We start from the raw sequence: 15,152 nt of genomic DNA, 5'->3' as shown, positions 1-15,152 counted from the left end.
TTTTTTAAATCTGTAATGGTTTGTAAAACATAATCTTCAGAGGTAGTATCCAAGGCTGAAGTAGCCTCATCCAAAATAATCAAGTCAGGATCTCTGTATAAGGCTCTGGCAATCGCAATTCTTTGCTTTTGTCCTCCAGATAAACTTGCTCCATTTTCCCCTAGATAGGTTTGGAAATTATTAGGCAGATTCTCAATAAACTTCATCATATCCAGTTGCTGGCAAATCCTGATAATCTTTTGAAAATCAGGATTAAAATCTCCCACTGCAATATTATCAATTACATTCCCCGCAAATAAATCTACTTTTTGGGGCACAATTCCTACAAGTTGGTTCAAACTACTTTTTGATAAGTAATTGATGTCATAATTATCAAAAAGCACTTTACCTTCTTGTATAGGGTACAATCTTTGCAAAGTAGCCATGATAGTAGTTTTGCCTGAACCGCTCTCCCCTAATACTGCTGTGATTTGACCCTTTTTAATCCTTAAATCCAAATTTTCAAATACTTGAGCCCGACTTCCGTACCGAAAAGAAACATTTTTAAAATAAATATCTCCTGGTAGTTTATTATCCTCAAGATTAATTTGACCATCATCTTTTTCTCCTTCTAAGTCCATTATCTCAAACAATCTATCAGAAGCAATCATCGCATTTTGTATGGTCTTATTTGCTCCAATCAAACTATTGGCAGGGCCTGTGAAGTATCCAATCAATGCATAGAAAGATAAAAGTTCTCCTGGAGTAATCTCAGTTTGCAAAACATAACCTGCACCCAACCATAGTAAAATGATGGTAAATAAGCGAGATACAAACTCCGTGGAACTAGTTGAAACAATAGCATTACGACCTGAGCTATAGATGCTGTTGAGCATATTCACAAATCGGGTTTCAGTTTTCATATTGGCTACGTCTTCCATGCCAAAACTTTTCACCGTCCTCATTGAGGTAATGGATTCGACCAGCTGCGATTCCAGTTCAGCAGCGTTTTCCATTATCTTTCTCTCAGTCTTCTTATTAAACCTATTGGTAATGGTATAAATAAGGGAATAAAGTGGGATCACAATCAAAACGATCAAAGCAAGTTTCCAGTAGTAGGTAAACATCAATCCAAAAGAAAAAATGATAACCAAAACGTTTACCAGCATATTAATCCCTACTTCATTAATAAAAGAACGAATTTTCACAGCATCACTAATACGGGAAATGATTTCCCCTACCCTCATGGTATCAAAAAAGCGCTGAGGTAATTGCATTAAATGTTTATAATATCCTAAGATAAGCCTAGCATCAATTTGCTGCCCGGTTCTTAACATGAAAATGGATTTCAGTACATTAATTAGAATCTGAATTACCAATAAACCAATCATGACCGTACTCAATAGATTTAATAGGTTATTATTCCCATTAACAATCACCTGATCCACTATCTTTTGTACATAAATTGAAGTACTTAAGCCTAGAATTGTATAAATCACAGCTCCCACTAAAATCTGCAGCAGTAAAGCCTTATGTGGATTTAATAAAAACCACAATCGAGAAGTAATAGAAACCTTATCATCTTTGGCTTTAAATGATTCGTTAGGCGAAAGTAGAATCAGTACACCCGACCAAATTTCCTTGAATTCCGCAGTGGTGTGTTTTTCTAATTTCCCTCTGGCAGGATCCATTACTGTAATATGCTCAGCCGTAGCTTTATAAATGACTACATAATGATGTAGACGCTCCTTTATAATCACATGTGCTATTGCGGGAGTTGGTATTTTCGGCAAGCTCTCAATAGGACCTTTCACTCCCTTTGCCGAAAAGCCCATTTTATCGGCCGCTTCTATCATACCCAATACATTCGTACCTTTTTGGTCTGTCGAGGCTATTTGCCGAATTTTGGAAACCGGCATTTTCAATCTATAATTAGCTGCAATCGAAGCCAAACAAGCTGCGCCACAATCTGTTATATCTCTTTGCTTTATCAGAACGTTATTATTTATATCGATGTCTTTTTATTGGCGCTAGGAGCTAACCAGTCCTCTACTTTATCAAATAATAAATCGAACAAACTTCTTTCAGCGATAAGGAAATTAGCTTGGAAGCTCATTCCTTTTCTTAGCTCTCCTTTATAACCGTTTTCAAGTTTCAAGAAATTTCGATTTGGTTTGCATCTGACAGTAAACACAGGTTCTTGGTTGTTTAGTAATGTCACATCGTTGAAAATTTCCACAACTTCTGCCTCCAGCATTCCCCATTGCTGATAGTTAAAAGCATCCACCCTGATTTTTACCTTTTGGTTCTTTTCGATTAATCCAATATCAGTTGGTTTGATGTAACAATCCAGCAATAGCTCCTCATTGGGAGAAATCACACAAAGCTGTTGATTGGGGTAGATAAAGCCATTAACCGCAATACCTTCTAAATTATGTATGTAGCCTGATGTTGGGGCTATTATGGTATATTGCTCTAAATCCGTATTGATTTGATTGAGTCTGTTTTCTAATTCCGATAAATCCAGAAGAGCTCTTTGCAAATCAGAATTCCATTGCGCCTTAAATTTTTCTATTTCTAAGCTTTTTTGGTTAATTAGAACATCCATAGCTAATTTCACTTCCTCGAGCTTAGCTTTATATGAAGCATTCCCTTCAAATAAAGCCTTTTCTCTTTGGTAAGCATTTCGTTTGATTTTGATTTGCTCGTCCAAATCACTGAGAGATTTCCTGAGATAATTATAGGATTGGCTATATTTTAATGACTACAAATCCAATTTCTTTTGAATAGTAGTGACTACTAATAATTGCAAGTCTGCAATCTCATTTTCTTTAATTTCAATTCTTTTTTGTAAATCAGTTTTTTGGTTATTTACATAAGACTTATCTAATACAACCAAAGTATCCCCAGTTGCTACAAATTGATTGATTTTGACATTTTTCTCTAGAATTCTACCTGTTGTGCCTGAGACAATTTTAGTCTGTAACTTTTTAGATTGCACCACTCCAGCTCCGTTAAGATTCACATCTACCTTTATAATAGGTAGTAAAGCACAAACAGTGATCAGGGCTAGTAAAATAATTTGATAAATAATGAGACTTCTTGTAGAATGTTTGTTAAGCAATGCTTCTACACTGAAGCCTATTACCTCCTTCGGAAAGATGGTCTTAGGACTATTGGGCATGACTTTAAGATTGATAATTAGTTCGGGGGCAAAACTAAGTCATAAATATTGATTAGCCAACCTCATTTATAGGGTTTTTAAAAACTAAAAAAGGGGTGTTTCTAATACCCATTTGGGGGGGTAGCAAATACCCCCAAATGGATATATTTAATCTCAATTATTAGAATAATACAAATATGAACTGATTTGAGAAACGGTAATTTGAGAAAAAACAAAAGAAGAACCAGAGCAAGTAATTAAAATACTATTATAGCCTTTTGTTTTTCAATATGAATAGCAGCATCAGCTCCATGAACAATCGGCACATTCTCCACTCCATGCCCAAAGGGAAAATTAAAACCAATTGGAAAGTTATATTCTTGACAAAGACTTAATATAATTCCCTCTACAGATTGGCCATAAATTGATTTATCTTCAGATAGATTTGTAAACTGCCCAACTACCAAACCGGCTAAATCTTTTAATTTACTGGCTCTCTTTAATTGCAACAGCATGCGGTCGATATGATACAATGGCTCAGCTACTTCTTCTATAAAAAGAATTCTACCGCTATAATCTAACTCCGTCCTGGTACCAATTTGATGAACCAATAAGGAAAGGTTTCCTCCTATTAATTGTCCTTTAGAAGTTCCTAATTTATGAAAAGAACTTTCAGCTTGTAAATTTTTGACATTACCTGCCAAACTTTCAGTCAGAAGCTTTTGATACTCTTTCGACAGTTTGGGCAACCCTTGTAAAACACTGGCATGTAAAGAGTAATATCCATTTTGAAATGCGGCATGTAAAAGTGCCGTGATATCACTAAAGCCAATAATCCATTTTGGACTTTCCTTAAACTTAGTCCAACTTAAGGAATCGATGATATGCGTAATTCCAAAACCTCCTCTTGCACAATAAATAGCTTTCGCTTCTTGATGGTCTAAGGCAAACTGCAAATCGGATAATCTCTCGTGATGTTTAGCCCCAAATTTAAAATGAGCATTGAAAGTATTAGGCGCAAAATCCACTCTAAAACCTGCCTCTTTTAAAATATAAGCTCCTTTAATGACCGAATCTTTATTCACCACTCCAGATGGACTAACGATCAGTATTAGATCATTTTTATTGAGAAAGGAAGGTTGTTTGTTCATATCGTGTACAAATAAAAAAAGCCCTGAATAAATTCAGGGCTAATTTCAATAAATTTCTGTTAAATAGAAATTTTGTATGTTCTCAATGAGAATTATTCGTCAGTAGCAGAAGCTTCTGGTGCTTCAACACCTAATTTATTTAAAACCAATTCTGAAATATCACCAGAATCTTCATCTGAGATATACAATAATGCTTCCGCTCTTAAAACATGAGTATAGCCATTTTCCTCAGCAACTTTATCAATTGCATTTTGGATTTTTTCATATAATGGTTGGTATAACTCTTGTTGTTTACGCGCAATAGATTGTTCAGCATCTTGCTGAAATTTTTGCAATGATTGCTGCAATCCTTGTAGCTCTTGTTCTTTTTCAGCTCTAACCTGCTCAGTCATGGTAGGAGCGTTCTGCTGATATTCGGCTACTTGCGCCTGAAAATCCTGATACTTTTGCTGAATAGAATTTGAAAATTGCTTTTCATATGCAGCTACCTGAGATTGTACCTCTTTAGATTCTGGCATTAGGCTCAAAACGTAATCAGCATTTGTAAATCCTATTTTTGTCTCTTGGGCACTTGCTGTATAAAATAAGCCCAAAGCTAAAATTAATATTAATCCCTTTTTCATCTGTTTATTTTTAATTTTTAATGGTCTAATGGAACTTCTAACGTCAAAATGATCATTTCGGTCTTATCTTAATGATTATTTTAGTCGCATCTGTTTCATTGTTATTTTTACTTTATTAATTTTTATTTAAATCGTTTTCGTCTATTAATCCTAATTCTTCTAAAACTAAATCTGTATAATCGTGCACAGGGTCAGTATAAATCATTATAAGTTCTCCGGCTTTATCGAATACAATTTGCAGTCTTTCCTTTTTCGCAACAATCTCAACAGCTTCAAAAACTTTATCCTGCACAGGTTTAACCAATTCTTTCTTTTTCAAAAAAAGTAATCCATTAAACCCGAAAACCTTATTCTGATATTCTTCTACCTCTTTTTCTTTCTTTTCTATTTCGACTAATCGCTCTTCCTTTAACTCTTTAGTAAGCAAGACCTCTTCAGCCTTCAATTCAGCGTATTTTGATTCTATCTCTTTACGCATCAGTTTAATTTCATTTTGCCAAGCAGAAGTTAAAGCATCAATTTCTTGTTTTGCTTCATTATACTCTGGCATCTTACTTAAAATGAATTTAGAATCGACATAGCCAAATTTCTGTGCGCTCGCCATTTGCGAACTCAGACTTAAAATTACAATTGTTATTAGGACTTTAACAAATCTCATACCAATTTATCTTTGTTGATTACCAATTGTAAAGTGAATTTGACCTCCACTTGGTGTGTTAGTTCCTGGAGCGTTGTCGAATCCATACCCCCAATCAATACCAATAGTACCAAAAGCAGGCATGAAAATTCTTGCTCCAACACCGGCAGAACGTTTTAAATCATACGGATTATATTCACTAAAGTCTGTCCAGGTATTACCGGCCTCACCAAAACCTAGCACGAAAATCGTAGCTGAAGGATTAAGAGAAATAGGATATCTTAACTCCATAACAAATTTATTATAGATAGTACCCCCACTAACTTGTCTTTTATTAACTGTTCCGTTTTCAAAACTTCGTACTGATTCAGTTGGGCGAAGCGAATTATCCTCATAACCTCTTAGTGCAATGATATCACTACCCAAGATAAATCCTTGACCGGCCAAGCCCGATCCTCCCATAATAAATCTTTCAAATGGGCCAACACCAACCTTGTCTCCATAACTAGAGATAATACCAAAATTAGCTCTTGTATTCACTACAAAATCACCTACTATTTGATTGAAAAAAGAGGCATCAAACATCCATTTATTGAATTCAAGGAAATTAATGCTTTCTTCAAAAGACAGCTCATCATAATTTTTATTGTTGAGTAAACTGTAAGGAGGTGTCAATGAAACTGCCAAACTCACATTTGAACCACTTCTCGGGAAAATAGGGTTATCAACACTATTACGAGCAATAGTAGTTTTAAAATTGATATTATTGGCTTCACAATCCGTACATCCTAATTGAAAGCCCAATCTTCTAGAATTATTTAATGTATACTGTGAGTATTCTAAGGAATTAGCTAAGGTGAAATAGTTATCTGGCCATTTTAACCTCCTCGATAAACTAATAAATCCTCTGAAAATCTTAAAAGAACCAGAAATACCTGATCGAGGATCTCTAAAATTAACAAAATCACCCTGATAAGAATAACTACCCCCAACAGTTAGAGCATTAGGTTTTTTACCACCCAACCATGGCTCAGTAAATGAGAAATTGTAACTCTGATATTGACGACCATTTGCCTGAAATTGCAATGACAATACTTGTCCATCTCCAACTGGAAGTGGATCCCAGTTTCCAAAATCCAGGAAGTTATTAAGAGAGAAATTATTAAATGTAACTCCTAAACTTCCTACAAAGCCAATAAAACCACCCCATCCACCGGACAGTTGGATTTGGTCATTTGAAACCTCTTCCAATTCCCAATTGATATCTACAGTACCATCACTAGGATTTGGAACCGGGGTTGGATTCACAGTTTCAGGGTTAAAATAACCAAGCTGGGAAAGTTCCCTTTGAGTACGAATCAATTTCTTACGACTAAATTTCTCACCAGGAATTGTTCTTAATTCTCTAAGTACTACATGGTCATTAGTCCTTGTATTTCCAGCAATAGTGACTTTATTGATAGTAGCCTGGGCACCCTCATAAACTCTTAATTCTAAGTCTATTGAGTCCTGCTCAACGTTTACCTCAACTGGAGTAACATTAAAGAAAAGGTAACCATTATCCATGTAAATAGAGCTAATATCATTTCCTGCAGGGTCATAATTTAATTTTCTATTTATTTTTTCTAAATCATAGACATCACCTTTATCGATATTCATTACAGTACTCAATATTTCATCACTATACTTGAAATTACCAGTCCAATTGATGTCACGGAAATAATATTTTTTACCTTCATCAACCCCTATTTCAATTGCGATATTTTGATCCTGTTTGAATATGCTATCATAAGTAATCTCTGCATCTCTATAGCCTTTACTATTATAGAAATCTATTAATGTCTTTTTATCTTCTTCGTAATCTGCCTGAACTAATTTTGATGATTTAAAGAAATTTACATTTACATGTTCACCAAAATAATCTAAAGCTCGATTTAGGCCAACAGAATCTTGCTGAGTAAAAAACTGAAACCAATGTTTGGGCTTCGAGTGTATAGCTCTACTTACAATATCTTCAAATAAGGTAAATCGTAATTGTTCATTTGTGTTTTTAAGTCGTCCTTTCAATCTTCTATCACCAAAGGCCTCATTTCCTACAAAATAAAGATCTGCGACTTTAACCTTATTCTTTTTATCAATATTAAATATTAATTCAACTCCATTTCCAACAAGATTGTCAGGCTTCTTAGTTGAGTTTACTTCAACATTTAAATACCCTTTCCCTTTGAAATATTTTATAATATTGAGTTCGGCATTTTTTATGGATGCGTCAGTTAAAATCCTCCCTTTAACTAAGCTTAATTCATCTGAAACTTCTGTGACTTTAGACTTTTTGATGCCTTCAAATGTAAATTTTGTGAGACGCGGTAATTCTGAAAGTTCAAGTATCAGTTTTATCTTACCTTCCTCTACTACTTCATACTTGACAGTAATATCCGCAAATAATCCCTGTCTCCACATCTTTTTAATAGCAAAAGAAATATCATCACCGGGAATATCAATTCTATCCCCTTTAGAAATTCCAGTAATGGCTATTACAGCTCCTTCATCTAAATATTCTAGACCATTGGCTACAATCTCCACTACTTCATATTTACGTGGCTTGCTGTAATCCAAAGATGGATTAATTTGCGCTGATAAAGTGTAAGCGCTAAATAGAATGCTAATAATAATTAATAAATGTCGTTTCATTCACTTAATACTTTTCCGAATCTTCTTTCTCGAGATTGGTAGTTTAATAATGCTTGGTGTAAATCTTCTTTTCGGAAATCCGGCCAAAGAATATCAGTAATGTAAATCTCTGTATAAGCTAATTGCCATAACATAAAATTACTAATTCTAAATTCTCCGCTAGTCCTTATTAAAAGTTCAGGATCAGGGATTCCAGCTGTGGATAAATAGCTTTCAAATTCAACATCCGTTAAATCTTCCGGATTGGATTTCTCATCCTTATTTTGAGATATAGCCTTTTTACATGCCTGAACAATATCCCATTTTCCACTATAATTTAAAGCTAAAACTAAATTTAACCCTTTATTATTTGCAGTTTGATCTTTAGCTGATTGCAACTCTTTAGAACATTTGTTTGGTAATTTATCAATATCTCCAATGGAGGATAATTTCACATCATTTTCCATTAGAGTTTTCATTTCACTTTTAATAGTTGATACTAACAACTGCATTAAAGCATCAACTTCCCTTTTTGGCCTGGCCCAGTTTTCTGTTGAGAATGCATATAAGCTTAAATGAGAAATTCCTAATTCTGCACATCCTTCAACAGTATCTCGAACAGCCTTAATAGCATTTTTATGGCCAAAAACTCTGGCTGCACCTTGCTTTTTAGCCCATCTACCATTGCCGTCCATTATAACGGCCACATGTTTTGGTAAATTGTTTTTATCCAAATTTTTTTCCATGTTATATTAACTGCTGCAAAATAAGGCCGCAAGGTACAAAATTCATTACTATTAATAAACTTGTGAAGAGTTTCTACTTTTTATTTTTTTAAAGGAACGGGGCAATCTACACTCCAAAAAGTATAACTGATAGAAAATCCGGTTAAAAAATACCAATCATTATCATTCCAATCTCCAAACTGGAAATCTGAATTTCTCTTATCAGTTACTTCCTGGATAGAAATATTATCTAAATAATCGTAAAATAATTTTCTTGCAGAAAATTCAAAATTTAGCGTCCATAAAGGACCTAGGCTATATTTTACACCTCCACCAAATGGGATCATGAGCTGAATATCACTATAGTCTGCATTTTTATCTACTCTATTGATTAAGAAAAAGCCAGCTCCAGCTGTTAAATATGGAGTGAATTTCACTAATGCTTTATCATTTCTGAAATCTAAAAATTCATAAGTTGCCTGTCCTGAAATCTCTGTAATAAAATCTTGAAAGGATGCATTTCGCACTTGAGCTTGAGGGTCTATAGGATTTTGATCGCTTCCTTTTATTCTGCCGGCAGCAAAATTTAATTTCCCTGCCCAGCCATTTTGATAATTTTTGATATAAAACAAATTAAGTCCAATAGTCTGATTTTGCACAGAATAAGTCCTAATTAAATCACCAGTGTAATTAAAACTTGCTAAGCCTCCTCCAAACTCCTTTGATTGCGCAATTGAACTTTGAGACCAAAAGCAGAAAGTAATTATTGTTAGGATGCTAATAAAACATCGTATTAAGATAAAGGACTTATTCAACATAAATTATCTAAACTTTGCTCCTCTAACGATTCCTCCGCCCAAAATGTATGTGACAGAGATATTTGTTACAATATAAATGTCATTATCATTTTGATTTCCTCTAATATTTTTTCTTGGATCATCATTACCTATTCCAGCGGCATTACCATAACCTTTGGCTCTACTCCAGACCAATTCTGAAAGTTGAGATGAATAGCTATCTACGCCTGGGACATATACAAACTCTTGAATATTGTTAAAATCTTCCTGACTAAATTGATTTGATCTATCTGACATTGCCATAGCTAAAGCAATACTTTGATCACTTTGAGCATCAGTCAAGGAACCAAATCCTCCTAAATCGACATATTCGCCACTTACATCATCTAAATAATCTGTAAAGGTATGTCGATAACTTATTTCCAATGCTATATCCAGATTATTAGTCAGTTTATAGCGAGCACCCAATCCAACTGGAATAACCAATTGGAATTTACTGTAGGGACTGGGTACGTCTTTACCATAAGTATCTTTGTAAGCCTCTTTTGTCTCAGCATTGAAGAATTGCCCCTCTGTGCCTAAATCACGTAATGAAACCCACTGACCTGCATAATCTCCTAATGAGATAGTCTCCCCTTGTCCCTGAAACGCACCAGTATAGAAATTCTCTGGTGCTTGTCCCTTTGGATCATGGTAAATTATTCCAGCTCCAAAAATACCGTAAATATTTAAAGGTGGCCTTGAGGAAAATCTTCCTCCATGTTTAAAAATATCAATCTGTCCCTGAACAGATAATTCTAAAATATCATTTCTAAAGCTAAGGTTTCTTAAATATGGGTTTGCATTTTCCTGAACAAAATTAGCTCCTACCCCAACAGATTCTGTATCTGAAGCTTGAAGTCTTCCCCACATGAAATTTACTTTCCAGCTATATCTTTCTCCAAATTTTTGTTTCAAAAATAAATTTATTCCTGGGCGTGTAAAAGAAACATCGGTACTAAAAGTAGTAGGTCTAGGAGCAATCTCTCCAAAGTAATTTAATGCATTTATACCTCCACCTAGCGCATAGTATGAAATTTCAGGATTGAATAATCTTTTAGATCCAGAAAATGAGCCTATTTTTCGACTACTTTTTCTTCTTTTGTTTTTACCCCCAAAAATTTGAGCATCAACACTTTCTGGCAATATTATGGCGGCAGACATGATGATGGAAAATACCAATAATAATCTCTTCATACTTGTTTCGGTTCGACACTTAAAGAGCAAAAATAACACAATTAATTTAAATATTTGGAAATCAATTTCTTAAATCTAATCCCCAGTTTAATTTTTGCCTAAGCGTATCAAAATAATTCAACTGATCAAACGTAATCAATTTGGCTTTAAAATCCCCTTTTCTAACAGACATTTTGATTGAAGAATCGACAGAATGGGATTTTGAATCGAGAGACACCAGAAATTTGTTGCTACGCCCTTCTATTTTAAAAGAAATTACACTTTGGTCAGAAACGATTAATGGCCTGACGTTCAGGTTATGAGCACTAACTGGAGTGATCACAAAATTATTGGAATGCGGTAAAATAATCGGACCTCCACAGCTCAATGAATAGCCGGTGGATCCTGTTGGAGTAGCTACTATAAGACCATCCGCCCAGTAAGAATTTAAATACTCACCATCCACGTATGTATGAACAGTGATCATAGAGGAGGAGTCCGTTTTTAAAATAGCGAACTCATTCAGAGCAAATGGCTTTTCACCAAATACTTTTGAATCTGTTTCTAAATAAATTAATGCACGACTATCTATTTTATAATTCTTTTTTAATAAATCTGAGAGTGCTTTATCTATTTTATCCTTAGGCGTTGTAGCTAAAAAGCCCAATCGGCCTGTATTGATACCTAGAATAGGGGTTTCCAAAGCACCAACATAATTTACTGCCTCAAGTAAGGTTCCATCCCCTCCAAGGCTGATAAGGTAATCGGCATTATCCTCAGCTTGTAACTTTTTGAATACTTCAAAATCAGCATACTCAGGAAAAGATTCAGTAAATTTCTTAGCAAATAATTGAGAAACAATTAATTCTACATTTGAAGCTTGTAAAAAATCTACCACCCTTTTGATATGTGGTTTTACCTCATCGTTAAATACCTTACCATGAAGTGCAATCTTAATTGAATTAGGCATCTAAATATCTCATTAGCATATCCAGTCGCTCTTTCTCATTGGATACTGATTTTACTTCCTGATATTTTGCTACTACTTTGAAACCAAAACGCTCTAAGGTGGCTATAATATGTGTTAAATCCACTTTATTGATTTTTAAGGTCAACCTGAATTTAGTGGGTTCATTTTTATCAATATTCAAACTCGAACCCATTATTTGAGCTTCATTTGACTCAATTAAACGACTAATCTCACTCAGAGAATAATCTGATTGATTCATAGATAATACTATTACGCCACCTACGCTTTGAATAGATGCGGATTGAGAGAAAATTGATAATGCATCGGAAAGCACTACAACGCCCAAATATTCATTTTCATCATTAATCACCACTACACATTCGAAATCAAAATCAGTAGCTTTTTTAACTGCTTCGTAGGTATGTTGATAATCAAAAACAAAACAATCTTCTCCCTTTAACAAGAAATCCCCCGCCTTAGCATCTACATTGTTTTGATCGATAATCATTTCTTCTGTTAAAAACCCAAGGAATTTATTATCCTTAATAACAGGCAGAGCTTGAAGCCTCAGTTCTTCCATCCACACTAATGCTTTAGCGGCATCATCAGTCACCTTAAGCGGTGGGATCATATCGTTTATTAAATCTATTGTCATGCAGTTGTTACAAGTTCAGTATTTTTTAACCAATCATCCAAATAATTGTTAAAAATCTCTGGATGCTCCATCATTGGCGCATGGCAACATTTATCAACAAATTTTAAAGTAGTATTTGGTATTAATTTATCGAATTCATGTGCCACCATAGGTGGAGTAATGGTATCATTTAAGCCCCAAACTAATAAAGTTGGTGCTGTAATTTTTTTAATTTCTTCTCGCATATTATGTCTTTGAGCAGATTTTGCAATCGCCACAATTCGCATACATTTCGGAATACTTTTAGTAGTTTCAAAAACTTCATCTACTAACTCTTTTGTAGCCGTTTTTGGGTCATAAAAAGTGTAGGCTACCCTCTCTTGTATGTAGTCATAACTACCTCTTTTAGGAAAAGACCCACCCATTGTATTTTCAAAAAGACCAGAACTTCCTGTCAACACCAATCGACTAATTTGCTCAGGATGTCTTAAAGTATAAATTAAAGCCACATGACCTCCTAATGAATTTCCAATTAAAGTCATTTTCTCTAATCCTTGTTGCTCGACAAATCCTTCCACAAAATCGGTTAATGCACCTAAGCCGGCTTGTTTAATTGGCATTTCATAAATAGGTAATAATGGGATTAAAACTCGATATTCCTTGGAAAACTTACCAACGACCGCTTCCCAATTACTTAAAGCTCCAAATAATCCATGTAAAAGAACCAAAGGCTCTCCACTTCCTTCATCTATAAAACTATATTCTCCTTCTTTATGTATTTTCATAATTCAATTCACTAAAAATTAATAATCTTCTTAATCACGATTAATGATATTTAGTTAAAAACTCACTGACCATTAAACGCTAGAAAATTTAATATGGTTAAATATATCAATTTCCTTTAAACTACGACAATTTATTCGCTATTGCTTCCTTTTTTCTGTTTACTATTGTTTTCCAATTCGATAGAACCTTCAATCCATAATCAGTGAGTACTGCTTCTGGATGGTATTGAATTCCATATATAGGAAGAAACTGATGTTTGAAAATCATGTTTTCATTTTCTTTTGTATTTGCCAAAGGTAGAAGCAAAGTATCTTCCAAATCTTTCACTACCAAAGAATGATACCTCACTACTTTAAATTCATGATTCATACCTTCAAACAATTCATCATCTTTCAATTGATGAATATTCGATAATTTACCATGCATGGGTTTTATGGCTTTCACTACATTTGCCCCAAAGTATTTAGCTATAGCTTGATGCCCCAGACAAACCCCTAGAATTGGCATCTCATTTTCAAAAGCACAGATATATTCCATTAAGAATCCAGCATCTTCTGGTTTTCCTGGCCCAGGAGATAAAACCAAAGCTGAATATTTACTTTTATTCAATTCTCCAGGAGAAACATCATTTCGGATAACTTCACATTCTTCACCAAGTTGATTAAAATAATCAAGCAAATTATAGGTGAAAGAATCAAAATTATCCAACAATAAAATCATGATTGATCAAATAAAAATTGAGATTTCAATTGATTAAAGACATCTTGAATAAAAGGCATGTAAACCGAAATTAAATCCACCATAAAAGGGGCTATTGATGCCACTATTGGATAAATATAAGTTCCTTCAGCCATTTCTGCAGAAACACTAATCTCAATTGATTCGCCCATCCAAAGGACTAAGCTTACACCAAATGCCCATTTCAACAAACCTATTACAGCTCCTGCGAAATTATCTAAGCCTCCCAAAAGAGTCATGTCCAAAATCTTTTTGACGATTTTCCCAATCAGATTTACTATTAATAAAATAGCTATAAAGAGTAATATAAAGGAAATTATAGGTAAAGCTTGTTCCCAATTCTCGAAATAGGGCTGCAATACTTCCATGCCAAAATCCAATAGTTTAAAAGCCCCGACTATTGCCAAGATTAGGGCTACTAAAGAAACTATCTCCAATAGCAGTCCTTTTTTGAAGCCTAAATAAGCACCAAAAAACAATGGTATCAGCAAAATGATATCAAGGGTCTTCATTTAAGACTTTAGCATTTGTTTTACTAATTGAGAAATCATCTTACCATCCGCTTTACCGGCTAGTTCTTTTGTAGCAGCTCCCATTACTTTGCCCATATCCTGAGGGCCTGAAGCACCTACTTTATCAATAATCTCTTGTAATTTTCCTTTCACCTCTTCTTCAGACATTTGTTTAGGCAAATATCTTTCGATCACTTCTAATTCTAACAACTCAGCATTCGCCAGTTCGTCCCTACCATTTTCTTTATAAGTTTCGGCAGATTCTTTTCTTTGCTTGGCTGCTTTCATTAATAATTTCATCTCAGCATCTTCTGAAAGGTTTTCTTCTGCTCCCTTTTCAGATTCCACCAATAAAATCATTGATTTAATAGAACGCAATGCTTGAAGCTCTTCTTTATTTTTAGCTCTCATTGCATTTTTAATATCCGTATCAATTTGTTGTTTTAAGCTCATAGTAAATTTTTAAAATCATTAACTTGCCGACAAAGTTATCATATAAAAATAAAATTATGACAAGCTTAAGCGTCAATATCAATAAGATTGCCACTTTGC

The 15,152-nt window shown here is 34.3% G+C and carries 16 protein-coding genes; all 16 read right to left on the bottom strand.

The genetic code is table 11. From position 1 onward, the window contains the following. Window positions 1-1,988: peptidase domain-containing ABC transporter (locus Q0L29_RS05755; protein ID WP_296619863.1), on the bottom strand; the 1,988-nt coding region annotated here is incomplete at its 3' end. Beyond that, a complete protein-coding gene (locus Q0L29_RS05750) occupies window positions 1,985-2,692 on the bottom strand; it encodes an HlyD family efflux transporter periplasmic adaptor subunit (RefSeq protein ID WP_296619861.1) in 708 nt (235 codons plus the stop codon). The genes Q0L29_RS05750 and Q0L29_RS05755, both read right to left, overlap by 4 nt. Before the next feature lie 51 nt (window positions 2,693-2,743). Next, window positions 2,744-3,163: a biotin/lipoyl-binding protein gene (locus Q0L29_RS05745; protein WP_296619859.1), complete on the bottom strand. Its 420-nt coding sequence runs from the start codon at window positions 3,161-3,163 to the stop codon at window positions 2,744-2,746. A 236-nt stretch (window positions 3,164-3,399) separates the two neighbouring features. Further along, a complete protein-coding gene (locus tag Q0L29_RS05740) occupies window positions 3,400-4,293 on the bottom strand; it encodes an LD-carboxypeptidase (protein WP_296619857.1) in 894 nt (297 codons plus the stop codon). Between the two features lie 92 nt (window positions 4,294-4,385). Next, the gene (locus Q0L29_RS05735; protein WP_296619856.1) at window positions 4,386-4,916 is read right to left on the bottom strand and encodes an OmpH family outer membrane protein; all 531 of its coding nucleotides are present in this window, start codon (window positions 4,914-4,916) and stop codon (window positions 4,386-4,388) included. Window positions 4,917-5,031: 115 nt separating this feature from the next. Continuing rightward, a complete protein-coding gene (locus tag Q0L29_RS05730; RefSeq protein WP_296619855.1) occupies window positions 5,032-5,520 on the bottom strand; it encodes an OmpH family outer membrane protein in 489 nt (162 codons plus the stop codon). Between the two features lie 60 nt (window positions 5,521-5,580). Continuing rightward, on the bottom strand, window positions 5,581-8,244 hold the full coding sequence (locus Q0L29_RS05725) for a POTRA domain-containing protein (RefSeq protein ID WP_296619852.1): 2,664 nt from the start codon (window positions 8,242-8,244) through the stop codon (window positions 5,581-5,583). Beyond that, the gene (locus Q0L29_RS05720) at window positions 8,241-8,969 is read right to left on the bottom strand and encodes an isoprenyl transferase (RefSeq protein ID WP_296619850.1); all 729 of its coding nucleotides are present in this window, start codon (window positions 8,967-8,969) and stop codon (window positions 8,241-8,243) included. The genes Q0L29_RS05725 and Q0L29_RS05720 overlap by 4 nt, the downstream gene beginning before the upstream one ends. Window positions 8,970-9,049: 80 nt before the next feature. Then, complete coding sequence (locus Q0L29_RS05715; protein WP_296619847.1) at window positions 9,050-9,766, bottom strand: DUF6089 family protein; 717 nt, start codon at window positions 9,764-9,766, stop codon at window positions 9,050-9,052. 3 nt (window positions 9,767-9,769) lie between these two features. Further along, window positions 9,770-10,981: a hypothetical protein gene (locus Q0L29_RS05710; protein WP_296619845.1), complete on the bottom strand. Its 1,212-nt coding sequence runs from the start codon at window positions 10,979-10,981 to the stop codon at window positions 9,770-9,772. A gap of 61 nt (window positions 10,982-11,042) precedes the next feature. After that, window positions 11,043-11,930 (bottom strand): NAD kinase, encoded by an 888-nt coding sequence (locus Q0L29_RS05705; RefSeq protein WP_296619843.1) that lies wholly within the window; start codon window positions 11,928-11,930, stop codon window positions 11,043-11,045. After that, window positions 11,923-12,585, bottom strand: a complete 663-nt coding sequence (locus Q0L29_RS05700; protein ID WP_296619841.1) for a CBS domain-containing protein — start codon at window positions 12,583-12,585, stop codon at window positions 11,923-11,925. The genes Q0L29_RS05705 and Q0L29_RS05700 overlap by 8 nt, the downstream gene beginning before the upstream one ends. Next, window positions 12,582-13,349 carry an alpha/beta hydrolase gene (locus Q0L29_RS05695; RefSeq protein WP_296619839.1) on the bottom strand — a complete coding sequence of 256 codons (768 nt, stop codon included), beginning with the start codon at window positions 13,347-13,349 and terminating at the stop codon, window positions 12,582-12,584. The genes Q0L29_RS05700 and Q0L29_RS05695 overlap by 4 nt, the downstream gene beginning before the upstream one ends. Before the next feature lie 121 nt (window positions 13,350-13,470). Then, window positions 13,471-14,070, bottom strand: a complete 600-nt coding sequence (locus Q0L29_RS05690; protein WP_296619837.1) for an aminodeoxychorismate/anthranilate synthase component II — start codon at window positions 14,068-14,070, stop codon at window positions 13,471-13,473. Next, complete coding sequence (locus Q0L29_RS05685; RefSeq protein WP_296619835.1) at window positions 14,067-14,600, bottom strand: CvpA family protein; 534 nt, start codon at window positions 14,598-14,600, stop codon at window positions 14,067-14,069. The genes Q0L29_RS05690 and Q0L29_RS05685 overlap by 4 nt, the downstream gene beginning before the upstream one ends. Continuing rightward, a complete protein-coding gene (locus tag Q0L29_RS05680; protein ID WP_296619833.1) occupies window positions 14,601-15,053 on the bottom strand; it encodes a GatB/YqeY domain-containing protein in 453 nt (150 codons plus the stop codon). Between the last annotated feature and the right edge of the window lie 99 nt (window positions 15,054-15,152).

This window comes from Marivirga sp., from assembly GCF_024636815.1.
Lineage (GTDB): Bacteria > Bacteroidota > Bacteroidia > Cytophagales > Cyclobacteriaceae > Marivirga.
Note: the sequence above shows the minus strand (reverse complement) of the source record. Positions and strands in the feature narration are given on the sequence as shown.